14 protein-coding genes and 1 pseudogene are annotated in these 26,613 nt (G+C 40.8%); 12 read left to right on the top strand and 3 right to left on the bottom strand.

The features are described 5' to 3' along the window. Nucleotides 1-85: 85 nt before the first annotated feature. The 8 genes and pseudogenes from hutU to ACIQCO_RS08325 form a co-directional block, all read left to right on the top strand. Nucleotides 86-1,807, top strand: coding sequence for a urocanate hydratase (gene hutU, locus ACIQCO_RS08360; protein WP_400427384.1), 1,722 nt, complete (start codon nt 86-88; stop codon nt 1,805-1,807). Between the two features lie 273 nt (nt 1,808-2,080). Beyond that, the gene (locus ACIQCO_RS08355) at nt 2,081-3,475 is read left to right on the top strand and encodes an amino acid permease (RefSeq protein ID WP_400427449.1); all 1,395 of its coding nucleotides are present in this window, start codon (nt 2,081-2,083) and stop codon (nt 3,473-3,475) included. A 58-nt stretch (nt 3,476-3,533) separates the two neighbouring features. Beyond that, nucleotides 3,534-4,787, top strand: a complete 1,254-nt coding sequence (gene hutI, locus ACIQCO_RS08350) for an imidazolonepropionase (protein WP_400427383.1) — start codon at nt 3,534-3,536, stop codon at nt 4,785-4,787. A 28-nt stretch (nt 4,788-4,815) separates the two neighbouring features. Next, nucleotides 4,816-5,982 (top strand): M20/M25/M40 family metallo-hydrolase, encoded by a 1,167-nt coding sequence (locus ACIQCO_RS08345; RefSeq protein WP_400427381.1) that lies wholly within the window; start codon nt 4,816-4,818, stop codon nt 5,980-5,982. 349 nt (nt 5,983-6,331) lie between these two features. Beyond that, nucleotides 6,332-7,879 (top strand): histidine ammonia-lyase, encoded by a 1,548-nt coding sequence (hutH, locus tag ACIQCO_RS08340; protein WP_400427379.1) that lies wholly within the window; start codon nt 6,332-6,334, stop codon nt 7,877-7,879. Between the two features lie 516 nt (nt 7,880-8,395). Beyond that, on the top strand, nt 8,396-8,518 hold the full coding sequence (locus ACIQCO_RS08335; RefSeq protein ID WP_400427377.1) for a YjcZ family sporulation protein: 123 nt from the start codon (nt 8,396-8,398) through the stop codon (nt 8,516-8,518). 403 nt (nt 8,519-8,921) lie between these two features. Further along, on the top strand, nt 8,922-10,013 hold the full coding sequence (locus ACIQCO_RS08330) for a CotH kinase family protein (protein ID WP_400427375.1): 1,092 nt from the start codon (nt 8,922-8,924) through the stop codon (nt 10,011-10,013). Between the two features lie 281 nt (nt 10,014-10,294). Further along, a pseudogene (locus ACIQCO_RS08325) lies at nt 10,295-12,205 on the top strand (bifunctional 2',3'-cyclic-nucleotide 2'-phosphodiesterase/3'-nucleotidase); the annotation flags it as partial. A gap of 68 nt (nt 12,206-12,273) precedes the next feature. Here the strand turns inward: ACIQCO_RS08325 and ACIQCO_RS08320 are convergent. Then, nucleotides 12,274-12,876 carry an HAD hydrolase-like protein gene (locus ACIQCO_RS08320; RefSeq protein WP_400427373.1) on the bottom strand — a complete coding sequence of 201 codons (603 nt, stop codon included), beginning with the start codon at nt 12,874-12,876 and terminating at the stop codon, nt 12,274-12,276. 306 nt (nt 12,877-13,182) lie between these two features. On the opposite strand from ACIQCO_RS08320, the gene ACIQCO_RS08315 reads away from it, so the two are divergent. Both ACIQCO_RS08315 and ACIQCO_RS08310 read left to right on the top strand, forming a co-directional pair. Continuing rightward, nucleotides 13,183-14,667, top strand: coding sequence for an RNA-guided endonuclease TnpB family protein (locus ACIQCO_RS08315; protein WP_400427371.1), 1,485 nt, complete (start codon nt 13,183-13,185; stop codon nt 14,665-14,667). 435 nt (nt 14,668-15,102) lie between these two features. Continuing rightward, the gene (locus tag ACIQCO_RS08310; RefSeq protein ID WP_400427370.1) at nt 15,103-16,407 is read left to right on the top strand and encodes an alkaline phosphatase; all 1,305 of its coding nucleotides are present in this window, start codon (nt 15,103-15,105) and stop codon (nt 16,405-16,407) included. Between the two features lie 127 nt (nt 16,408-16,534). Here ACIQCO_RS08310 and ACIQCO_RS08305 read toward each other — a convergent pair whose 3' ends face one another. Continuing rightward, a complete protein-coding gene (locus tag ACIQCO_RS08305) occupies nt 16,535-17,734 on the bottom strand; it encodes a CynX/NimT family MFS transporter (RefSeq protein ID WP_400427369.1) in 1,200 nt (399 codons plus the stop codon). Between the two features lie 216 nt (nt 17,735-17,950). Between ACIQCO_RS08305 and ACIQCO_RS08300 the strand changes: the two genes are divergently transcribed. Beyond that, nucleotides 17,951-20,437: an alkaline phosphatase PhoX gene (locus ACIQCO_RS08300; RefSeq protein ID WP_400427368.1), complete on the top strand. Its 2,487-nt coding sequence runs from the start codon at nt 17,951-17,953 to the stop codon at nt 20,435-20,437. A 112-nt stretch (nt 20,438-20,549) separates the two neighbouring features. Here ACIQCO_RS08300 and ACIQCO_RS08295 read toward each other — a convergent pair whose 3' ends face one another. Next, entirely contained in the window at nt 20,550-21,170 is a 621-nt protein-coding gene (locus ACIQCO_RS08295; RefSeq protein ID WP_400427367.1) for a M15 family metallopeptidase, read from the bottom strand. Between the two features lie 231 nt (nt 21,171-21,401). Here ACIQCO_RS08295 and ACIQCO_RS08290 point away from each other — a divergent pair, with 231 nt between their 5' ends. Beyond that, a complete protein-coding gene (locus ACIQCO_RS08290; protein WP_400427366.1) occupies nt 21,402-26,489 on the top strand; it encodes a lamin tail domain-containing metallophosphoesterase family protein in 5,088 nt (1,695 codons plus the stop codon). The last annotated feature ends 124 nt before the right edge of the window (nt 26,490-26,613 follow it).

Genomic DNA, 26,613 nt, shown 5'->3' with positions numbered 1-26,613 from the left:
TATAATTCAACCAACTTGGCACGGTACTTGCAATATATAAAAATGAAAACACCAATATTACTTTTCATTACAGGAGGAACTATTAATGTCAAAACCAGAGATCTTATATTCCGTCAAAGCACAAAGAGGCCCTGAATTGCGTTGTAAGGGCTGGAGACAAGAGTCAATCTTGAGGATGCTTGAGAATAATATGGAAAATGCTGAGAAGCCAGAAGAACTAATCATTTATGGTGGGATTGGGAAAGCGGCTCGTAACTGGGAGTCCTACCATGCGATAGTGAAATCGTTAAAAGAATTGGAAGATGATGAAACACTAGTTGTTCAGTCTGGTATGCCTGTTGCCGTTTTCAAAACACATAAATATGCACCAACGGTTGTTATGGCCACAACAAATATTATGAAAGCGGACTGGCCAACATTTTATGAGCTGCAGGATAAGAACTTAACGATGTATGCTAATTATACAGCGGCACCGTGGGAATATATTGGAACGCAAGGTGTAATCCAAGGAACATTTGAAACACTGTCTGCGATTGCCCGCTTACATTATGATGATTCACTTGTTGGAAAAATTCTCTTAACAGCCGGTGCCGGCGGTATGGGCGGTAACCAGACAAGAGCGATGACCATGCACGGTGGTGTAGCGATTCTTTGTGACTCGAATGTGGAAATTATTAAGCGCCGTATTGAGAAGCAATTTATTGATGTTTTAGTAGATTCATTAGATGAAGCGATTGTATTGGCGAAAGAATATGCGGCTGCTGGAAAGCCATTAGGGATTGCCGTTGTCGGGAATGCGGCTGATATTTTTGAAGAAGTGCTGCAAAAAGGATTCCTTCCGGATATTACAACCTCGATGACACCGGCACATGACCCAATTTCTTATTTGCCAGCAGGATATTCAGTTGAAGAAGCAGAGGAGCTGCGCGAAACAAATAGAGAACTTTACTTAGAAAAAGCACGTGGAACCATGATTCGTGAACTAAGAGCACTCATTAAGTTTCTAGACCTTGGGGTAAAATCGTTTGAGTACGGCACGAGTATTCGTAAAGAGTGTATTGATGCAGGAATGCCTGCTGGAGAAGCAAAGCGCCTCCCAGGCTTCGTTGCAGAATACATTCGCCCGCTCTTCTGTGAAGGCCGTGGACCTTTCCGCTGGGTATGTCTATCCGGGGAAGCAGAGGATTTAAGAAAAATTGATGATATGATCTTAGAAAAATTTAGTGATGACCTGCTTGTTACCCGGTGGATCAAGCTTGCTAAAGAGCATATTCCAATTGAAGCATTGCCAGCGCGTATTTGTTATATGGGCTTTGGCCAGCGTAAAGCGTTTGCCTTAGAAGTTAACGATATGATCAGACGGGGTGAGCTTGCTGGTCCAGTTGCTTTCTCCCGGGATAACCTTGACTCCGGTTCCATCGTGAATCCGACATTTGAATCTGAAAATATGAAAGATGGCGGGGACCTCATCTCTGACTGGCCGGTATTAAATGGTCTTTTAAATGCTGTTGGTATGTGTGATTTGATTGCCCTGCAAGCTAACTATTCAATGGGTGAAGCCGTTCATACTGGGGTTACTATGGTAGCCGATGGGACTGCCGAGTCAGATATGAGGCTTGAAGTGGCCATGACAGTTGACTCTGGAATTGGTGTTATCCGCCATGCTCAAGCAGGCTATGAAACGGCACGAGACGTTGCCAATGGGAAAGGAAAGCTTACAAGCGAAAGCATCAAGGTTCCGTTATGGTGGTCACCTAAAGCAACATTTGGTCCGAAAGATTTAGAAAAGGAAGATGTGAAGGCTTAATCTTGTCAAATAAAAAAAGGTAGAGATCCTTTAATCGGATCTCTGCCATTCCTTTTTGTATATTACCAGTGATTCCACTAATACCTTATGAAAGATACCTTGAATAAATCGTATCCCTTATAAAGGTCCTGCTTTAAATCAATCAATAATTGTTCTATTAGAATTTAAGGGGGCATTCGTTTGGAAAATCCACAGTTACAAGTATCTACTGATATTAAACAAAGTGAACCATCTGGTAATCTACAAAAAAAATTAAAAACACGCCATATCTCGATGATTGCCTTGGGTGGGACAATCGGAACCGGTGTTTTTCTTGGAACCGGACCGGCGATCCACGCGGCAGGACCGGGGGGCGTTTTAGTTGCCTACAGTATTATTGGCATCATGGTGTATTTTGTGATGACAGGGCTTGGGGAACTGGCAACATTTATGCCGACAAGCGGCTCCATTAGTACGTATGCCACCCGTTTTATTGATCCTGCTTTGGGCTTTGCATTTGGCTGGAACTACTGGCTGTCATGGGCGATGACACTTGCTGCCGAATTATCAGCCTCTGTACTGTTGATGAAATATTGGTTTCCAGATAGCCCGTCACTGTTATGGAGTGGATTATTTTTAGCTATGCTTTTCCTCTTAAATATTTTATCTGTTAAGGGATTTGGAGAAGGAGAGTACTGGTTTTCGTTTATTAAAGTCGCCACCATTATTATCTTCATCGTTGTTGGAATCTTGATGATTTTTGGAGTTATGAACGGCAGCCATCCCGTTGGATTTAAGAATTTCACTGTTGGCGATGCTCCATTTGTTGGCGGATTTCTCGGTACATTAGGGATTTTTCTCGTTGCCGGTTTCTCTTTCTCAGGAACTGAATGTATTGGTGTCGCAGCAGGTGAAACGGAGAATCCAGTCAAGAATATACCTCGTGCGATTCGCAGTGTTTTTTGGCGCATTCTTCTATTCTATGTTTTAGCAATACTCGTCATTTCGTTTCTTGTTCCATATACAAATGAAAGCCTTCAGAGCTCATCTGTTTTAACCAGCCCCTTTACAATAGTTTTTAAACGAGCTGGCTTTGCTTTAGCTGCTTCCGTTATGAATGCCGTCATTCTAACAGCTGTACTATCTGCTGGGAACAGCTGCCTCTATGTAACAAGTCGAATTATGTATGCAATGGCGAAAGACGGACAAGCACCGCGTATCTTTACAAAGGTTACTAAAAGTGGTGTTCCGGTAGCAGCCCTAGTTGCAACCACTTTGATCGGCATGCTGGCCTTCTTAGCCTCGTTTGTTGGTGATGGTAAGATTTATCTTTGGTTGATGAACTCTGTTGGAGTGACCACTTTTATTTTCTGGCTGGGCATTGCCTTAAGTCATTACCGCTTCCGAAAAGCTTACGTTGCACAAGGCAACTCGATAAACGATCTTCCATATCGCGCAAAATGGTATCCCTTTGGACCCATCTTTGCTTTTGTTATTTGTTTTGTGATTTTACTAGCACAGGATTATCAAGGCTTCACATCAGGAAATATCGATTGGGAAGGTGTATTCGCTGCCTATCTAGGAATACCAGTTTTTCTTGTATTTTGGCTAGGGTATAAATTTATAAAGAAAACAAAAGTCATTCCTTTACAAGAATGTAAGATTGATATCAAAGAGTTTCATCAATAAGAAAAATAAGGGATGGGAAAAAGCCTAAAAATTTCAACTCAGGGGAGGGCACACACCAATGTTTGAAAATAATCGAAGCATAAAACCTGATTTAATCATTCGTAATGCGGCAGAAGTAATCACTTGCACAGGGGATAGTATGGAGGAAATTGGGCTGCTGTCAAACGCAGCCATTGCGATAAAGGATGGAAGGATTGTTGGTGTAGGTTCCAATGAGGAGATCGCAATGAGATTTAACTCCGAGGAAATCGCTGCCATCGATGCTTCCGGAAAAGTCGTTGCCCCAGGTTTTGTCGACTCCCACACCCATTTAGTTTTTTATGGCACAAGGGTCGAGGAATACTCGGCAAAGCTGACTGGAAAAAATAATCCCGAATCATTAAAAAAACTGGGCATTACCACGGGTCCAAACCGGACGGTTGAATTAACAAGAAATCGACCTGAAGAAGAGTTATTGGAGCAATCAAAGAAACGCCTCATGACCATGCTGACCCATGGGATTACCACTGTCGAAAGCAAAAGCGGTTATGGCTTAACAACTGAAAGTGAAATCAAAATTTTAGAAGTAAGCAGAAGATTACATGAAGAAACACCGCTTGATGTATTCAATACGTTTTTAGGTGCCCATGGATTCCCGGAAAATGTAACAAAGGCTGAATATCTTGATGTGATTATCAATGAAATGATCCCGCAAGTAGGAGAACGGGGATTGGCGGAATTTTGTGATGTTTGGTGTGATGAGGGTTATTTTACCGCGGAAGAATCGGAATTAATTCTAAAAGCTGGTTTGCAGTATGGAATGAAGCCAAAAATTCATGCAGATGCCTATTCCTATATTGGCGGTACCGATCTTGCAGCGGAGATGAAAATGGTGTCAGTCGATCATTTAAACTATACACCAGTAGAAGTGATGGAAAAGCTTGCAGAAGCAAAAGTAACAGGAGTGTTAATGCCTTCTCTAGATTTTGCAGTGAGTCATAAACGCCCATTTGAGGCACGAAAAATGCTTGATTTAGGCATGAATATCGCCTTGGCAACGGATCTGTGCCCGGCCAGTTATACCCAATCGATGCAATTTGTCATTGCTCTTGCTTGCAAACTTTATCAGTTCTCCGTTGAAGAAGCGATTAAGGCGGCTACATATGGTGGGGCGAGGGCGCTTGACCTTGATGATCGGGGAGTCATACAAGAAGGGAAACTAGCTGACTTGCAAATTTGGGATGTCCCTACTTATAAGCATATTGCCTATGAGCTTGGAACCAACATTGTGGAAACAGTGATTAAAAATGGCAAGGTAGTTGTGAATCGCTAGAAAAATAGAAGTGCAGGAGGGATTAAACTTGAAAACCAATCAAGTATCAAGTGCAGCAGACTATGTAAATGCGGAACGGTTACAAGCGTTATTTCTTGAACTGGCAAAATTAAATGCACCAAGCGGGAAAGAAAGCCTTGTGGCGGATTATTTGAAAAAAGTACTGCCAGAGCTTGGCTTTACATTGGAATTTGATGAGGCACATAAAAATTTCAACGGTGAAGTTGGCAACCTAATTGCCTGGCGTGAGGGAACAGATCCTCAGGTCCCGCCGTTATTTTTCTCAACACATATGGATACGGTATTGCCGACAGAAGGGCTGAAGCCTGTTATTAAGGACGGCGTGATTTATTCAGATGGAACGACCATTTTGGGTGCGGATGACCGTGCTGCCTTAGCTGCTTATTTGGAAGCCATTCGGGCAATCATTGAAAGCGGTGTTCCGCATGGTCCGATCGAATTAATCCTGACTGTCAATGAACAGCCAGGTCTTGTCGGCGCTGCCTATATGGATTACAGCAAGGCAAAAAGTAAAACTGGCTATATTTTTGATAGCAGCGGAGATGTTGGTCAAATTATTCTTAAAGGACCATACAGCAGCCGCATCTGGATGGAAGTGGAAGGGAATGCCGCTCACATTGCGCTAAATGCAGAAGAAGGAAATAGTGCTATTCTCCTTGCTGCTGAAGGATTATCAAAGATGAGGCTAGGGGCAATTGATGAAGAAACGCTTGCTAATATCGGCATCATAAAGGGTGGAGAGCTAACGTCGATCATTCCTGGAAGTGTCACCATTGCCGGGGAAGTGCGCAGTTTTTCTAAAGAAAAGTTAGACTTACAGTTGAAGCATATGGAAGAAGTCATGGAGCAGGCAGTAGAGAAAAATGGCGGAAAAGTTGAGGTAAGAGTTGAGAAAAAATATCTTGGCTTTGATATTGCTAAGGACGATATTTTAGTAAAAACTGCTATTGAAGCGGCCAACACTATTAAGGTGAAACCGTATTTAACCGAAACCTTGGGCGGTGCCGATACAAACGTATTGAATGAACATGGATTAACCTGTCTGACCCTTGGGTTAGGATTCCAAAATATCCATTCATTCCGAGAGTGTATCAGTGTAGAAAATCTCATTAACACGGGCAGATTGACCGCGGCACTGATTGAGCAGTGGTATGCCAACCATAAAAATGCCTGATGGAGTAATGGGAATAAAGCGGCCCTCACAAAATTTAATGTGAATCACTATTACTCTATTAAATTCACTATTTCTATTGGTGATTACGCGAACTAGATTATAATGATAAAAGACGGAATATTCAGCCTTAGTATTTGGCTGTGTTAAAGCACATTGTTGATTTTGAACACAATGTTGATTGGAGTGGAAGGCGCGAGACTCCTGCGGGAGTAGCGGGACAGGTGAGACCCCGCAGGCGCTTTAGCGCCGAGGAGGCTCACCGCCCGCCCCGCGGAAAGCGAAGCGCCTGGAACGGAAATCAACATTCACTTTTAACACAGCCTTAGTATTTAAATAGGAGTTGGACACAATGAGCAGCAAAGAATTAGTCGAATTAAAATTGGTAGACTTAGACGGGGTTACATTGGACCGCTACAAAGTACAAAGTGTTGCGGATGGAGAGGCACAAGTTGGGATACCAGAGCAAAACTGGAAGCGTGTGCGAGCAAGCCGCGAACGGGTTGAAAAGCAAATCAATGATGGAAAAGTAGTTTATGGTGTCAATACAGGGTTTGGTAAACTGAGTGATATCGAGATTGACCGCGCAGATAATGCCAAATTACAGCTGAATTTATTGCGAGCTGATGCTGTCGGTGTTGGCGAACCTCTTCCCATTCCAGTGGTAAGAGCAATGATGACATTAAGAGCCAACTCACTTGCGAGAGGGTTCTCTGGGATTAGAGAAGAAACCTTACAGCTACTAATTGATTTGATTAACAGCGGAGTTCATCCGGTTGTTCCTTGTAAGGGATCGGTCGGGGCAAGCGGCGATTTAGCACCGCTTTCCCATATTGCCATCGTCTTAGTCGGTGAGGGGAAAGCGGAATATAAAGGAGAAATCCTATCAGGTGCTGAAGCGCTAAAACGTGCAGGGCTACAACCAGTTTCCTTAGAAACGAAGGAAGGTCTAGCCCTCATCAATGGAACACAAGCGATGTCGGCTGTTGGTACGATTGCACTTAACGAGGCGGAACGTGTTGGTTTAGCGGCAGATATGGCAGCAAGCTTAACAATGGAGGCACTAAACGGAGTAATCTCTGCATTTGACAGTGAATTATTAGCTGTCAGGCCCCATCCGGAGCTTGAATTTGTTGCATCGCGCATGAGGAAATGGCTGGAGGGCAGCAAACGGATTACCCGGCAAGGAGAAATCCGCATCCAGGATGCCTACTCCATCCGCTGTATTCCCCAAGTCCACGGGGCATCGTGGCAGGCGTTTAATTATGTGAATGAACGTTTAAGTGTCGAAATAAACTCGACAACGGATAATCCAGTTGTTCTCGAAAACGGTGAAATTCTTTCAGGAGGACACTTCCACGGCCAGCCGATTGCGTTATCGATGGACTTTTTGAAGGTTGCGGCAGCAGAGTGGGCGAATATTTCCGAGCGAAGAACGGAACGGCTCGTCAACCCGCAATTAAGCGGTTTGTCGCCATTCTTAGCGCCTGACCCAGGGTTAGAATGCGGCTTGATGGTTGCCCAATATGTGGCAGCATCACTGGTTTCTGAAAACAAAGTACTTGCCCATCCGGCAAGCGTCGACTCTATTCCGACCTCTGCCAACCAAGAGGACCATGTCAGCATGGGCACAATCGCTTCCAGGCAAGCAAGAGAGATTATTCACAATTCAGCAAGAGTCATTGCGATTGAAATGATCTGTGCCTCTCAGGCGATTTACTTGGAACAAGCAGAAAAAGAGCTAGCGCCGGCCACAAGAGCCTATTTGGAAAAAATCCGCGCCATCTGCCCGCCGCTAGAAAGTGATCGCGCTATTTCTGATCAAATGGAAGAACTAGCCCAGTTTATCTTAAATGATCAATCATTAGTCGATAATCAATGGCAGCAAAAGGAGCTTTAATTTGAAGGGGAAATCCTGAAAAAGAAGCAGACACGTCAATGAACCTGGAATCATGCTCAGTCATGCTTCCAGGTTCATTTTTTTAAAATGAAGGCTTTGTTAAATAGTTTTGTTGTTTTTCAGGAATAAAATATGGGAACGTCCGATTTGGACGTTCCCGTTCTAATTCCATTAAAGCGCCAGATTGTTGAATAGCCATGTTTAAAGTTTATTCAAGATAATCCCTTTTTAAATTGGAGACTAGTTACAAAACTCTCTTATAATCTGCTTCTTTAATTCTTTTATCGGAAACATCTGTGGATATCATTCAATGAAGTTTCGCAGTGACAACAAGGTACTTTTACGACAAGATTCGCATAATGGTTCTATAAAAGTCCTCTCACTCTTTTATTTCACATTTTATTCGTATTGCGACATAAAAATAATATTAAAATACTAAAATCAACCCTTGTCCATTTCCAATCTAACCATCATTACATATTATTTAAAGAGTCTTAATAAAGGAGGTGATACACTATGGAATTCGAACATCGTACAAGTCGTCGTCGTACAACTCGTCGTCGTAATCCTTTTGCTTTAATCGTTGTGCTTTTCATCCTATTGATAATTGTTGGGGCATCCTTTATGACAGGATACTAATTATCTTTTTATAGGATGAATTAAGACCAAAAAGAAATAATATCTCACCTCACTTCATTTGAAGCGTGTATAAGACGCTTCTTTTTTTCTCTTTAATGCATTCTCCTTAGGTACCTTATGGGTGCCTTTTTTAATTAAAATAATTAGATTATTCTTATGTCGCAATATTTTTCAATTGCGAAGTTAATAAACAACTTCTTCTTCAACTGCCCCGTTAGCTCCATAAAAAAAGGCTACTCAATAGCAGCCTGACCTTAAGCTCTTGAGTTTATAAGGAGTTTTGCGTCATTCTTCAAGGTATTAAGTACTTTTGTGATAATTTTGACATTATAACAGAAAAAATGGTGATTTACCGTGTCATACTCCAATTTTCTTTCATACGAATAAAGCGGAGGGATACAAATTGGACGAGGCTGAAAAAATACCGCAATATAAACTATTTATCAAACCATCTGACCTTAGAGAACTGGAATGGACTATTTGGATTGACGATCCCATCCCTGCTCAGTTAACGCTGGATGAGAAAAGGCTTGACATTGTTATAAGTTATCGCGGATCTCATATTCGTGATTTTTCGAAAAAGTCTTATCAAATTTCTTTCTATAAACCTAAAAAATATAAAGGTGCGAATCTAATTCATTTAAATGCTGAATTTAAGGATCCATCTCTTATCCGAAATAAATTGTCTTTTGACTTCTTTTCCGAAATTGGCGTGTTAGCGCCGCAGTCACGCCATATTTTTTTAACGCAGAACGGAAAAGCCGAAGGAATTTACTTAGAAATCGAATCAGTGGATGAAAACTTTTTGAAGAAAAGAAATCTACCCATTGGAAGTATTTTTTATGCCGTTGATGGTGATGCGAACTTCTCGCTTATGAGCGACTTGGATAAAGAAACGAAAAAATCACTGGAATTAGGCTATGAAAGAAAATACGGGACCAGGGCTGATGATCATTATTTACAGGAATTCATTTATAAAATTAATACGATTCCACAAAGAGAATTTTCTCGTGAAATTCTAAAATATGTCGATGTTGATAAATACCTTCGCTGGCTTGCCGGAATTATTTTTACATCAAACTATGATGGTTTCGTTCATAACTATGCACTCTACAGGAATGGTGAAAATGGCCTCTTTGAGGTCATCCCATGGGATTACGATGCGACCTGGGGGAGGGATGTAGACGGAAAACTGATGGAAGCTAATTATGTTCCGATCGATGGCTATAATACCTTAACAGCAAGGCTGTTAGCTGTGGATGGTTTTCGAAAGCAATATCAACGTCTCCTCATAGACATTATGAATCATCAATTTACAGTTGAATTTATGAAACCAAAGGTTGAAAAACTACTTACATTAATCCGGCCTTATGTATTGCAGGATCCATATAAAAAGCAACATATCAATGATTTTGATTTGGAATTAGGGTTTATCACTATGTATATTCAGGAAAGAAGAAAGTACTTATATGGGAAATTAGCAAAATTAAATTAAAATGTGATGAGCATTTCTTCACAATCCAAATAATGGTCTAGATATTTAGTCTTTAAATCATTAAAACTCACACGCTCTCGGAAATTTTAGTTATTATAGAACGGACGTTCAGTAAAATCGAATAGCAACATTTACTTTTAACACAGCTAAAAAAATAATAACAGTGATATCTCCCTATAAAGTCATATTCTTGGAAAAAGATACAAATACTATTTTCGTTTGTATGATTTTAAAGGGAGGTTTATTGATTGGTTAAACAAGTTTCCATCTTTTTAGTGTCCATGCTGGTCGTGGTTGGACAGTTCCTGCCTTTACATGCCAATGCCAAAAAGGCAAACGGGACTGTTCAGCTGCGCTTACTTGAAACGACCGATATCCATGTTTTCTTAGCGAATTATGATTATTATCAGACAAAACAAGACGACAAGGTTGGTTTGGTGAAAACCGCTACCCTCATCAAACAGGCACGAAATGAAGTGAAAAATTCGATGTTGTTTGATAATGGGGATGAGATTCAAGGGAATCCTCTAGGGGATTATGTCGCAAAAGTAAAGGGATTAAAAAAAGGCGAGGTCCATCCTGTATATCGCGCCTTTAATCTATTAGGTTACGACGCCACCACAGTGGGCAACCATGAATTTAATTATGGGCTGGACTTTTTAGCCGAAACCCTTAATGATGCCAAAATGCCTGTTGTGAATGCGAATGTCTATAAGGCCGGAACAGATAAGCCTTATTTTGAACCATATGTCATTTTGAATAAAAAGGTTACCGATGATCGTGGAAAAACGCAAATGATCAAAGTAGGGGTCATTGGCTTTGTAACTCCACAGATTATGGAATGGGATAAAGCTAATTTAGAAGGAAAAGTAGAGACGAAATCCATTGTAGAGTCCGCAAAGAAATATGTTCCGATGATGAAAAAGAAGGGGGCTGATGTCATTGTGGCCCTTGCTCATACAGGAATAGGCGGAGAGCCTTATCAGCCTGGAATGGAGAACGCGGCTTACTATTTAACACAAATAAAAGACATTGATGCCGTTTTAACTGGTCACCAGCATAACACCTTCCCAGGTCCTATTTATAAAGATTTAGCGAATACGAATCTTGAGAAAGGGACCATCAATGGGAAGCCGGTAGTAATGGCGGGAGCATTCGGCAGTCATCTTGGAGTCATTGACCTCCAATTAAAAAAGCAGCGTGGAAAGTGGAGTGTGGTTGACAGTCAGGCCACATTAAGACCGATTGTCGATGCAGAGGGTAAATCGATTGTGCAAACAGATGAGAAATTAATGAAGGCGATTTTACCAGAGCATGAAGGAACAATTAAATATGTTAATCAACCTGTCGGAGAAACGACCGCGCCAATATTTAGCTATTTTGCGCTCGTTCAGGATGATCCCTCTGTTCAAATAGTAAATAATGCACAAACTGATTATTTAGTGGGAAAATTAAAAGACCCAGCCTACAGTAAGTATGCAGGTATTCCTGTTCTTTCAGCAGCAGCTCCATTTAAAGCAGGCGGTCGTAATGGTCCTGACTATTATACGGATATTCCTGCGGGAACACTGGCGATTAAAAATGTCGCGGACCTTTATTTGTACCCAAATACTCTTCAGGCAAAAATCGTAAATGGAGCCCAGCTCAAAGAATGGCTGGAAATGAGTGCAGGGCAATTCAATCAGCTGGATCCAACTAAAACGGGAGAGCAGCCATTAATTAATCCAGATTTCCCATCGTTTAATTTTGATGTGATTGATGGTGTACAGTATCAAATCGATGTGACCAAATCGGGTAAGTATGATGGTAACGGAAATGTAATCAATGCAGGGGCAAGTCGAATTGTCAATCTCACGTATCAAGGTAAGCCTGTCGCTGCAGACCAACAGTTTATCGTCGCGACCAATAACTACCGTGCTTCAAGCACCACTTTCCCAGGAGTAAGTAAGGGTGAAATTGTATTAAAGGCTCCAGATGAAAATCGGCAAATTGTCACGAACTATATTCAAGAACATAAAACAATCAATCCGTCGGCTGACCAAAACTGGTCGTTTGTAAAATTCAAAGGTACGGTGGTACCGGTGTTTGATTCATCACCGAAGGCACAAAATTACCTTAGTCAGTACCCTAATATTAAATATATTGGCCCATCTATTGGGGGATTTGCAAAATATTCGATTGATTTAACGGAATAACCAGTACTTGAAAAGGCTGCCCCAATTAATTTAGGGGCAGCCATTTTAATGTATAATTCAAAATTCTAATTATGTAAGGAGTTCTGCTTGGTTTCCTGAAGCGGGTTAAGAACCAGCGGAATAAAGTCCGCATAGCTGTCAATGTGGAAATCAGCTTCAATGTTTGGATTTTGAAAAGCAACAGTTTTAATCTTTAACTGTCTTGCAGGAATCAGATCCAATTCGCGGTCACCCACAACCAAATCAATATGGTGGCTTTTTAAGACAAATTCATAAGAAGAACGATGAGGTTTTCTCGTGAACCCTTGTTCTTCAACCGATACAATTTCTTTAAAGTATGTGGCTAAATGGAATTTTTCAAGGTGATAAATGGTGGATTCCTTATCTCGATGAGTCACAATAATATTGTTAGCGGCAGCAGCTAAAGCATTCTCTAGGTGATCAAAGGGCCTGCTATACAGCTTCGAGTAGTGATTATGTAAATTTTGGTATTCTTTTCTTTTCTCCTCACTAATACCATAGTGTTTAAAGGCGGTTTTGGAATCTTTTTTAAGCCATTTTAGCACTTCGCTGCGGTCGAGGTCTTTTTGACTTAAGCTCACGAATCCTTCAACAAGTGCCGGATAGGTATCGAATAAGGTTCCATCGAAATCCCACAATATATTCATCACAATCTCCCCTTCTAAAAAGTTACAGATTTTCGGAACGAGAAAGTCCATGGAGACATGGGATGAGAGTGAGGTCAAATTCGGAGTACCACTAGAAACCGTAAGGTTTGTGGTACTTCAAGCATTTGAAAATTTCACTATCTTTATTTCCGTATAATGGTTGTAGAAATTTATAGAAATTGATACAATTAAGGTATTAGCGAATATATGTTCCTATTCCGTATTCGCTGCTTGGAAATGTGTAGTGTACGATTAAGCGATACGTTGAAAATCAAAAAAGCCGTTACTAGAAAGGAGCTGAAACCTATGGCAAGAAAGAGTACACCAACTTATACTATCGAATTTCCGCTAACCATTCCAGTTTGGCAAATACACCGATTAGAGAAGAAATTTAAGATTGCTCGTACAGTCTACAATTCTTGTCTAGGTGAAGCTCTCAAACGCCATAAATATTTAAAAGCCAATAAGGAATATCGCAGGCTGGTGAAAGAACCGAAGTCCAAAGGACGTGATCATCAACTTTCAGAGTTACGTTTAACCTACGGCTTTTCTGAATATAGTTTACACGATTTCGTGATACAAATTCAACACAAATTCAAGGGAAATATCGGCAGCTTAGAAGCACAAAAACTTGCGACAAGAGCGTTTCAATCAGTAGAGAAACTACATTTTGGCAAGGCTCGAAAAGTCCACTTCAAAAAGTTAGATGATAATATTTCTGTTGAAAATAAATCAAACAAAACGGGCTTGAGATATGCAGACGGCAATATCCTTTGGGGAGACAAGCCAACAAAGAAATGTCCAAACCCTAAGAATTGGTTGTGTATGCCGATTGCACCGAAAGCCAATGATGAATATGCTCACCTAGCCTTAATGGATAAGACAAAGTATGTGCGTATCTTCAAACGTGAAATCCGTTGTAAAGTTCGCTATTTTGTACAACTTATTCAAGAAGGTTATCCACCAACAAAACGTAATCGAAAAGTTGCGATTGATGGAAACAAACGTGTAGGTATTGACATTGGTTCCTCTACAATCGCGTTTACCAGCGAAACTACCGTTGAACTTCGTGAGCTTGCACCAGAATGTCATTTTGATCAAGTCGAATTAAGACGTATTCAGCGTGCAATGGAAAGGTCGAAACGAGCGACTAATACTGACAACTTCAAAGAAGATGGCACGATTAAGAAAGGGCGCTTGGAATGGAACTACTCCAACCGATACAAGAAGCTTCGTAAAATACGCAAAGAATGGTATCGGAAAATGGCTGTCCGGCGAAAAATATCGCATGAGAAGTTAGCGAATGATATTCTTGCACTAGGTTCTGATGTGCGAGTAGAGACCATGAGGTTTCAGTCGCTTCAAAAGCGAACAAAGAAAACAACCCGCAACAAGAAGAATGGCAAGATTAACCGCAAGAAGCGGTTTGGTAAATCAATCGCTATTCATGCCCCAGCCATGCTCCTAACCATCATAGACCGAAAACTTGGCTACCAAGGACTCTCCATTAAGAAAATAGATACCTACGCTACAAAAGCTAGTCAATTTAATCATGTCACTGGCGAATATACCAAGAAACAGCTCTCGGACCGTTGGAATGATTTTGGAGAGTTTCGTATCCAACGTGATTTATATAGTGCTTTTTTGATTGGAAATACCACTGAAACTCTTAACTTTGTTGATGTACACAGATGCAACGAACAATGGAATAACTTTGTCAAAATGCATAATCGTGAGATTGCAAGACTAAAAGAATCAGCAAGCAAAACATTGCGTTGGTTTGTCGCATAAACACAAACCTGATTGGTCGTAATAACGCCCAAGAGAAGTCGGAACGACAAACACACAAGGAGTCCATAGTGGCTTGCTTGGAGAAGTGTCTTGCTATACGCAATACGTCCGTTAATGTTCTAGGAGAACGTGCACCAGTGCTCCGATAGAAACTCTATCCGCAAGGAAAGATAAGGGTATCGTTGAGAAGTGTACTAGGCAAGTTTGCCGATGTATCCTAGAACCCCACTGCTTTAGCAGTGGGAGTTGTCAGTCTAAAGATGTTACCATATACAGCTGCAATTGCTAAGTTGGATGAATATTAAAAATTTTTATAATTTTTGTAAAATTATTGTGTCATCTAATAAATTCTTCCTTTGGTATGTTATAAAAGGAGTGTGATTAAGTGGTTTCAGTTTTGATTGCTACGTTAAAAAAGAAAGGGTGTTGTAAACTTTGTTAAATTCCACCGTCCTTCAACATGATAGTAAACTGGATTCATTCCATCCTATTTTGAAATACAGTGGAGCGAAGAAAGTAAAAAATGTCATCTTCCTGATCGGAGATGGGATGGGATTTTCTTATACCACCGGTCTTCGCTACTTCAATCATGCTTCCCAAAACGGAATCATGACCCCTACTATATTTGATCAATACTTTGTTGGCTCCCAATCAACCTATTCATTAGATAGAGAAAGTAATATCACAGATTCCGCCGCAGCAGGTACGGCATTAGCGACGGGGTATAAAACCTATAATGGAGCACTTGGTTTAAACATTGATAAACAAGCTGTTCCGACAGTTTTGGAATATGCAAAATTTCGAGGTAAGTCTACTGGTTTAGTAGGAACAAGTCAGATCAATCATGCAACATTGGCGGCATTTGCATCGCATATTGAATCTCGAGAACAATATGATCAAATCGCTGATGACTATCTTGATGAACGAATAGAAGGCAATCTGAAAATAGACGTGCTGCTTGGCGGGGGTACATCCTATTTCGTGCGCAATGATCGAAATTTAGTAGAAGAGTTTGTCAAAAATCGTTTTGGCTATGTGAGCAACCTACAGGAGCTGGTTGCGAATAAAAAGGAGCAGCTGCTTGGCTTATTCGCACCGGTAGAGCTGCCGAAACAAATTGACCGCGATTCGACTGTTCCTTCCCTTTCCCAAATGACGCAAGCGGCTATTCAGCGCTTACAGCAAAATCCTAATGGCTTTTTTCTATTAGTTGAAGGAAGCCAAATTGATTGGGCAGGGCATGATAATGATATTGTAGGGGCGATGAGTGAGATTAAAGACTTTGAAGCAGCCTTTAAAACGGCAATTCAGTTCGCTTTCAATCGAGAGGATACGATTGTTATCGCGACAGCAGATCACTCAACCGGGGGAATGAGCATCGATCGAAATGATAATTATAGATGGAATCCAAGTGTCATTAAATCGATTACCTCCACACCTTCTGTGATTGCTAGAAGATTGCATGATACAAAGGATATGAACATTTTAACGCATCATATGCCATTTTCACTTCATGAAGAGGACCTAAAAACTATCAAATCAACGCTGGAAATGGAAGAAGAACACTCAAGACAAACACTCATTGACATCATCAATCACTATTCCAGTACGGGCTGGACAACAAAAGGGCATACGGGAGAGGATGTTCCCGTTTATGCGTATGGTCTGAATAGGCATTTGTTTAGCGGCCGAATGGAAAACAGCGATATTCCAAGGATTCTTTTTCAGATAATGGATTAAAAAGTCGAGGCAAACTTATAAACGTTGTGAGAAAAAATAGAAAATTGGGGCACCATCTCTTTTTAAAGTGGTGGTGTTTTTTCATCTAAGGCGAACAGTTCATAATTACTGTTCGCCCTGTGAACTATTAAACATACCGATTGCTGCCCGACAGCATCCCAAATAGCATCATAACAATAGAAATCAAGATAAGCGTGATAATTGGAACTGTCCAAATATGGGTTTTATCAAACAAATATCCAATAAACAGAGGACCTACTGCCGCAAGAACATAACCAGTTGATTGTGCCATTCCAGATAACTCGGCAGCCTGATTAGCATTTCGGGCACGGAGTCCGATATAGCTTAGAGCAAGTGGAAAGTTTCCTCCCAATGCAATCCCAATTAAAGTAATACTTGTGATTAATATCGGATAGGACGAGCCTAATAGTAATCCACCATAACCAATAACCGAGAACAACCCTAACACGAAAGCAATCCATATTTGGGAACGATAACGTCCTGCAAAGACTGGGATGAAGAAACTAGCGGGTAATCCTACTAGTTGGGTAAATGACAGCAGCCAGCCTGCAGTCCCTATATCTATTCCTCGACTATGTAAAATCTCGGGTAACCAAGAAATCGTTACATAAAATAAAAAAGACTGAAATCCCATAAATATAGCGATTTGCCAGGCAAGTGGTGTACGCCAGATGTGATTAGAGGCAGGACTAACTTTTATTATTCCTTTTTGACTTCCTTGCTTAAATTTAACAAGAAAAGCCCATACCATGATCGCGATTACGACCGGGATTCCCCAAACGATTAAAGCCCCCTGCCATCCAAGGTTCAAACCAGTTGCTAAAGGAACACTTACTCCTGATGCTAATGATGCAATTAAGCCCATTGAAGTGGAATAAACACTTGTCATGAGACCAAATTTCTGCGGGAATTTATCCTTTACAACAGCTGGCAATAGAACATTGCCAATCGATATCCCTGCTCCAATAAAAAGAGTCCCAGTGAAAAGAAAAAATGTCATTGGGATGGAGCGAATCCCTAACCCGATTAAAAGAGCGATCAACCCAACGAGTAAAGTCCGCTCATTTGTTAACCGATTGGCGATTTTTGGAACAATGGGCGACATGATGGCAAAAACAATTAAGGGCAAACTCATTAATAGGCCAGCGCTCCAATGTGCTAATCCAACATCTTCCTGAATCATTGCCACTAACGGTCCTACTGATGTAATCGCAGGGCGCAAATTAAAGGCGACAAGGACAATCCCTGAAACGAGCAAAAACATATATATCGATTTCGTATGTGTATTCGATTTTTGTAATTCCACTAATAGAGCTCCTCTCAAATAAAAAAACCTCTTAAAGTATATCATGGCAAACAATGGCAGTCACTGTTTGCCTAAGGGTACTTTAGCAACATGCACTTTAAAAACTATTTGTAAAGTTTACAATTCTTCACATGCGCTAAACATTCTATTAACCGCAGCTTAATATTTTTGAGTTTTAATAGAGAAGTAATCAAAATTGGGGGAGGAAATGAAAAAATGAAAAAGCGATTGACGGCTGTATTAGCCCTTAGTTTAATGATTCCTGCAGTAACACCTGCGGCAGCGGCTGGGAAGGATATCACGATCAATTCTTTCAAGTTTAACTCAATGAAAGCTCCAGCAACCATCGAAGAAATGGTACAAACCTATACAGGTGCATCCGTGGATGTTACGTATAGCAACGGAGCAACCAAGAATTTCCCACTTACCTATAAACAGTTATACCTTTCTGATGAAAAAATTGTGACAAATAAAGGGGTAAAAATCCCTGCAGGAACTCCGATCGATGCTAAAGGCGATCCGATTATGGATAAAAGCGTACCTGGACAAGAATCGTACTATATTTCTGATGCACCAGATTCTAATAGTCTAATGAATGTGGGCGGGAATCTATTCCTAGTATCTCATTTTGAATATCAAACTCTTGACAGCTCAGGGAAATCGGCTTACGGGGTGGTTCCGGCTTCGATGACCTTAACTGCATTAAATCAAGATAAAAAGAATGGCGAATTATCGGTTAAAGAAGCTAAAAAGGTGGATTTTTCGCTTGTAAATGGACTTTGGATTCCATGTAATGGCTCTACCTCTCCTTGGGGAACCCATTTAGGTTCGGAAGAATATGAGCCTAATGCTCGCCAATTTGAGGCTGAAATAGGGACTGATAAAGATTCAACGAATGTGAAAGGTTTTGCTAAGCTATACTTTGGTGATGAAGCGAAAGGAAATCCATATAACTATGGATGGATTCCTGAAGTGACGGTACAGCCAAATGGTGATACCAGTGTGGTAAAACATTATAGTACAGGCCGTTTTTCTCATGAAATGATGCAAGTAATGCCGGATAATCGGACAGCTTTCTTTGGTGATGATGGAAACTACACTGTTACATTCATGTATGTTGCTGACAAAGAAAAAGACTTATCTGCAGGAACCCTATATGCGGCAAAATTCGGACAAACAAGCACAGAAAATGGCGGAGCCGGTAATCTTGAATGGATCAAGCTTGGCCATGCGACAGACGATGAAGTCAGAGCAATTATTGACAAGGGTACAAAGTTCAGTGATATTTTCGAAACTGCCAGCCAGCCAACAGAAGGCTTTACGGCCGTTAAAACCGATTCCAGCGGAGCAAAAGTAGAATATTTAAAAGTAAAGCCAGAGATGGAAAAGGCAGCGGCGTTCTTAGAATCCCGCCGTTACGCAGCCCTAAAAGGTGCAACAGCTGAATTCCGTAAAATGGAAGGTTTAGCGGTAAATGAAAAAGATAAGAAAGTCTACATGGCCATGTCTGAAATCGGAAAAGGGATGCTCGAAGATACAAATAAGGTCGACCCTGTTGATGACATTCGCTTACCACAAATTCTTGCAGGTGGAACCTACGAATTGAATCTAACAGGCGGGCAAAAAGATAAGGATGGCAATACCATTGATAGTAACTATGTTGCCTCCGCCATGAAAGCAATTGTTGTTGGTGAGGACTTAGCTGCACCAGATGCATACGGCAATAAAGCAAATCCAAATAAAGTTTCTAAACCGGACAACTTAAGCTATTCGGAAAAAATGAGAACCTTATTCATCGGTGAAGATGGCTCAGAGCACACCAATAACTTTGTTTGGGCCTATAATATCGATACAAAAGAGTTGTCCCGCGTGCTTTCAGTACCTGTTGGAGCAGAAGCAACAGGCTTACGTGTTCTAGATAACTTTAATGGTTTTTCTTACATTTTGAGTAATTATCAACATCCTGGGGATGAACTTAAGAATTTCCAAGGAACAGCAGTTGATAAACAAGCATTAGAGAAAGCAATGGAAGAGGGCATTGGCATCCTGAAAAAAGGTGGCATTGGTTATATCGCTGGAATGCCGCAATTAAATGACCTACATGTTGGATGGCATCTTGTTTCCGGTAAATGGTTCTTCTACGATGAAAAAGGTGAAATGCAAACTGGCTGGGTAAAAGTTGGAACTCAGTGGTACTTCCTTGATGTGTCGTCGGGTGAAATGAAAACCGGCTGGGTGAAGGACGGCAAGAAATGGTACTACCTTGCGTCATCAGGTGAAATGAAAACCGGCTGGGTAAAAGACGGTGCAAAGTGGTACTATCTTGGATCATCCGGTGAAATGAAAACCGGCTGGGTAAAAGACGGTGCAAAGTGGTACTATCTCGGATCATCCGGTGAAATGAAAACCGGCTGGGTGAAAGACGGAGCGAAATGGTATTATCATGCTTCATCTGGTGAAATGAAGACCGGCTGGGTAAAAGATGGATCAAAATGGTATTATCTTGGATCATCCGGTGAAATGAAAACCGGCTGGGTGAAGGATGGAGCGAAATGGTACTATCTTGCATCATCGGGTGAAATGAAAACTGGCTGGGTCCAAGTGGGTCAGAAGTGGTACTATCTATATAACGATGGAAGTATGGCAGCAAACACCATCATCAATGGCTACAAAGTCAATAAGAATGGTGAATGGATTAAGTAATTCCTAAATAGTTCAATAAAGGCGAACAGTGATTGCCACTGTTCGCCTTTCTATGTTGAGATTATTGTGGAAATTCACCGAAAAAGTGCAGGTAGACCCTGTCTACGTCGCTTTATTGGGTATCCGCAGTCAACGAGGATTTAGCAGGTCTTTCCCCGTTCTGTAAATCAGCAATAGTCAAGCCAAAGTTCATTTGTAAATGAGGGTAATCTTTAAATTTAGCCCAGTCGCCGCCCCATTCAAACCCTAAAGCTTTCGCTAATGAAACAACCTCGGTCCAATCTGCCTTTCCATTTTTATTTCCATCATACTCCATATCCCAAATCACGTTTCCGGAAGGGGTCTTTAACGCAAAATCAATGGCTAGCCCAAAATTGTGGTAGGACTCTCCGCCTTTTGCATACGTAACAATACTTCCCTCCGCCGAACGACCCTTTTCATACAGTCGATTCTGATCGTCCGCACTTCGGAAACCATCGGTAATCACGATGACAATTCCTTTATCAGCTGCTTGTTGAACCAATTGTTTGGTCCGTTCCTTCACAATTGGATGAAGCTCAGTTGGTAAAGAATTAGAATGATTTATGTTCCGTTCTGTAAAAGGATTGGATTCCTTAATAAACAGATTAAAGAATAGGAGAGCAATTAGCACAAGAATCAATATATAAATGGAACTTCCTATCCGTTTTAGTTTCAACACCACATATTCCTTTCCTAACGAAAATGATTTCACTTTGTAAGACGTAAACAAGAGCTTAATTGTTTCATATTATTGTATACCATATTTTGGGCGCATCATAGGCATGCACAAGACATTAAAATAGGAAATACGTAGTAAGGAATATTCTATTTTTACAGAAAATAAACAAAATTAACAAACAGTTATCGTTTGCTTAAAATTTACTTAACAAAATGTAGGTAGAATGGTACATGGTGGAAATTTAACTGAGAAGAGGGGAAGAATGTGAGAGTTGGGAAGGTTAGAAAGAAAGCAAGGAAGCTGTTCGTACTTGCATGTATGTTTGCAATTATTCTATCAAACCTTAGTTTGGCAGTTCCAAGTAAGCGAATTTATGCAGAAGAAATGCCAAAGGACGAACAATCTGTGGACTCTACTAAAATAGAAAATAGTCAAAGTGAATCTGTAGATCCAAGTCAACCAGGCGAAGGTCAAGATGAATCAACTGCCCCAGATCAACCCGCTGATAGTCAACGTGAATCAGTTGAACCAAGTCAATCAGATGACAGTCAAAATACAGAAATTGACAAAAGTCAACCGATTGAACCATTAACGGAGGATACTCATTCAGTAAAAGGTGGTTCTGTATCTAGTCCACCACAAGAAGACACATCAGCACAATCAGGTGAAAATCAAACAGATGACAATGTTGCTTCTCAAGCAGTAAACGGGGGAGAAGAGGATTATAATCAGTTTCCTCAGCTATTGATTACCGAGCTTTCTCCCAATTCTAAAGGGGGAGGAACGGATTATTACGAGTATATTGAACTCTATAATAATACCAATAAACCAATTTCACTAGAGAAATATTCATTTGTTTATAAATATACCGATACTGGAAAGGAATTGCCTTTCCTTGTCCCTGCCGTTACGTTGGAACCGCAGCAAACAATCGTCTATTGGTATAATAATGGAAACTTTAAGTTAGCAGACTTTAATGCAAATTTTGGCACGAATTTATCTGCAAATCAAGTATTAGAGTTTAAGGATGTGTTCCCCGGGTTTGCAAACACTGGGTTCCGTGCCCTTGTGATTAAAGATCAGGCGGGAAAAGAAATTGTGTCTGCCAGCTATTTAGCTGAAGAAAATGATAACAATGGCTTAGGGATTGAATACAAATATCCGGCCTCAGGAACTGCGATGGATAAATATCGTGTCCTCGCTGCACCGACTCCTGGACCGATTGAAGCCGAGCAGGTTCCTGCTCAACCGGTTAATCTTGATGAAACTCCTGCGGATGTAGAGGCACCTGTCATTATCCATACACCTGTAACCGATAGTGATGCTTTTTCACCAATAAAAATAGAAGCAGTGGTTACAGATAACATGACCGTACCATTTGTCACCCTACATTATAAAAAAGAAGGCGATGAAACCTTTACATCAATATCTATGAATGCAAGTGAAGGTGATTCAACTAAATTTGTAGTAGAAATCCCCGGTGTAAATGTGGAGTCAAATATTACATACTATATCGAAGCTTCTGATGGTACCAATAGTTCAAAGACGGAAGAATGCCTCATTACTGTAAAGAAAACCAATTTGGATTATAATAAGCTCCCTGCCTTTTTAGTGACTGAGCTTGTCCCTGATTCTACTAATGTCGGTTCAGCAGATGGCTATGAATTTATTGAAATCTATAACAATACGGATAAAGATGTGAACTTTAAGGATTACAAGATTCAGTATCGATATGGCACCGATCCATCAACAGACGTTATTTGGCCGTCCATACCGGATGATGTGGTGATACCTTCTAGAAAAACGCTCGTCTTCTGGATTATCAACGACCAAAACACAAATAAAACAGTTGCTGATTTTAATGCGAATTATGGTTCAAGCTTAGTGGAAAACAAAGATATTGTAAAAATTTATAGTGCGGGAATGGCCAATGCATCGACAAGAGGCCTCGTTGTGGCAACCAATACGAAAAAGGAAATCGCCGTTGCTTACTATAATGAAGAACCAAATGTCCTTGATACCAAGCCGGATAAAGGGATTTTCTATAAATATCCGCTTGATGGGTCGACTAAAATGGCAAAAATCAGTGCTAGTGTGAAAGAAGCTACACCGGGAGTGGTTGAATCATCTCAGGTTCCGGCACAGCCTGTCCACATTAGCGATGATACAATCAAGCCTGTGATTGAAAATATGACAAAAGTAACGGAAGTGAATCAAAAGGAAAACATTCAAATCGTTGCCGATGCTTCTGATGATAGGGAAGTAAAAACAGTGCGTTTATTTTATCGTCCCAACCATCAACAGGAATACACCCAAGTCCTGTTAACGGAAGATTTCGATGATATGATGTATCACCATACGATTTACTCTCCCGAAATCATCGGGAATCAATACGTGGAATATTACTTTGTTGTGTCAGATGGTACCAATGAAGTAACAAGTGAAACATATAAAATTGCTATAACGAATGATTTGGACGATTCAAGCTTGCGCTTAAATGTGAAATCGAATGAGATTGTTTCCAAAGAGGAGATTCTTAAAGGAACATCTAAATCAGAATCATCGGACCAGGTGAAACTTTTCATTGATGGCTCCGAGTTGACAGAAAATACGTACCAATCGTTGGAACATGATGCCTATTTTGCGTTTGAAGCAAGCGGAGTGGATACCTTTTTCCAAAATGGTGTCACAATGGGCGATGACATTATCCGGATTTTTGATGATGGCATCACGAATTGGGATACAATCACCGTACCAATTGATGCCGATCGCCTTAAGATTGGAGAAAATGTGATTACCATTCGTTCCGGTAATAAAGCATCACCATTTCAATTAGAGGAATCTAAAGAAAATCGCGATGATTTTGATATTAGAAATGTTCGTTTAGTTTTAGCAGACGGCACGATTTTACGAGATCCTATGAAAAATAACCCCACAAAGGTTTATGATATGGGGGATGATGGAACCTATCGGCCATTTGAAGATTTCACGTTTACGATTACAGGAGATCAAGCGCCTTCCAAGTCCTACAAATGGGATACCACGAAGGCAGCTGATGGAGAACATGTTGTCAAGGTACAAGACTCCGATGAAGAAGTAACTGTTTCAGTAAACGTCGATAATACTGCACCGGTGATTACTACCAACCTTGAGGACGGGAAGGAATACAAGGGCAAGTTTGACATCCAGGTCGATGCGGCTGATGCCATTGCAGGCGTGCAAACACTTCAAGTCATGCTGGATGATGATGAAATAACGGTTCCATATGAAACAGCCTCGTCAAAATTGTCTACTGGTGACCATACGCTGACTGTTACAGCCTTTGATAAAGTAGGAAATAAGGCAGAGAAGATTGTTCGTTTTTCAGTTGTGAATGAGAATCCAAACAAACCTGAGCTGATATCACCGACAGATAGGAGCTCAACTCCGGTTAATGGAAATCCTACTTTAAAGGTAAAAGTAACCGATCCAACTAACGACGATTTAGACGTTACCTTCTTTAAGGGCTTTAAATATGATGCAAGTCAAACCGATCGTGTAAAGGCATTCAAAAATGCTACAGATACAGAACCGCCAAAAGAAATGGTTCCTGTAGGCGAACAAGCCTTTACGGCTGAAGATATCTCACTTGTTTCGAAGCAGGATCAGCAGTACTTAGTGACGGATTCGACCACGCAATTCCCGTATCAGCGGTTTGAGGTGGCAGTGGATACTTCAGTTGACGAAACAGACCTTGTCGAATTGGAGTGGAAGGGGAAATCTCTGCCGGGCAGAAAGGTAGCCATGTATGCATGGAATCATAAGCTTGGTGATTGGTCGATGATACAATATAAAGTCGCCGGAGAAGAAGACTTTGGATTGAAGGGGAATGTGGCTGTCAGCGATTTTGTCAAGGGTGATAAGATCAATGTGTTAATCCAAGACGAAATTCCTTCAACACCTGACCAGTATGATTATACATTTGTGTGGATGTCAGACACGCAATATTATGCGGAAAGCTATCCGCATATTTATGACCGGATGACAAATTGGATTGCGGAGAAGCAGGATGAGATGAAAATCAAATATGTTTTCCATACAGGCGATCTTGTCGATAAAGCAGGCGTAGAATACGAATGGCAGAATGCCGATAAATCTATGAAAGTGCTTGATGACAATCATATTCCGTATGGAGTTTTAGCAGGTAATCATGATGTCGATCATAAGACAGGTGATTATACACAATATTATAAGTGGTTTGGCGAGGATCGCTTTAAGGACAAGCCATACTATGGTGAATCGTATAAAAATAACCGCGGCCACTATGATTTAATCTCTGCCAATGGAAATGATTTCATTATGCTATACATGGGCTGGGGCGTGGAAGATGAAGATATTAAGTGGATGAATGATGTCTTAAAACAATATCCACACCGTAAGGCAATCTTGAGCTTCCATGAATATCTTCTAGTTTCCGGCAACCGCAGTCCAATAGGCGAGCGGTTATATCAGCAAGTCGTGCTGCCGAATAAAAATGTCATTGCTGTACTTAGCGGTCATTATCATGACTCGGAAACATTGGTTGATGCGATCGATGATGATGGTGATGGGATACCGGACCGCCAAGTTTATCAGATGCTTGGCGACTATCAGGGAGGACCTGAGGGCGGACAAGGGTATATGAAGCTGCTTCATTTTAATCAAAAAAATAACAAAATTATCGTTAATACGTATTCACCTTATTTAGATAAGTATAATTATTATGACCCAATTGAATTTCCGGAGAAGGATGAACGGAATTTAGAAGTAGACCTAGAGCCGAAGCTAAAACGCGTGGCAACTGACTATTTTACAGTCAATGTTTATACTGATACTGAAATCGGTAAGGCAGAAAACATTCCGAGTGGATCTATTGCTCAAGCTGAATGGAAAGGGTTAGCAGAGAATCAGTCGTACTCTTGGTATGCAGTGGCCGAAGATAACTATACCGGAAGAGCTGTCTCCGATATCTGGACATTTACAAAAGGGAAGGATGAAAATCCAAATCCAAATCCAGATCCTGTTCCGCAAGAACCATCTGATCCTAAAGATGGACAAGGAAACAATCCTGGGAATAACGATGGGTCTACAGATCAAGGAAACAATCCTGAAACTACCGATGGTTCCGCCCCTGGTACATCCAATCCGGATGAATCTGGGAAAGGCGGCAATCCAAAAGAAACGAGTCCTGACAAGAAACCAGCAGCTCACGGCAGTCATTTGCCTTCAACTGCGACAAACACATTTAACTTACTTCTTATTGGAATTTTGATCATCATCATTGGTGGAACAACGTGGGTTTTAAGGCGGAAATCAACTGGAGCCGAGTATTAAAAACAGTAGAAGGCGATGCGGAAAAACCGCATCGCCTTTTTAATATATTGGAGAAAATACCGATTATTATTGAGGGTATTAAAAGATGATGAAGAGTATGTTGAGGATTTATGCAATATCAACA

It is taken from the genome of Neobacillus sp. NPDC093127, assembly GCF_044754175.1.
Taxonomy (GTDB): domain Bacteria; phylum Bacillota; class Bacilli; order Bacillales; family Cytobacillaceae; genus Neobacillus.
This window is presented reverse-complemented; position numbering and strand designations above follow the sequence as displayed.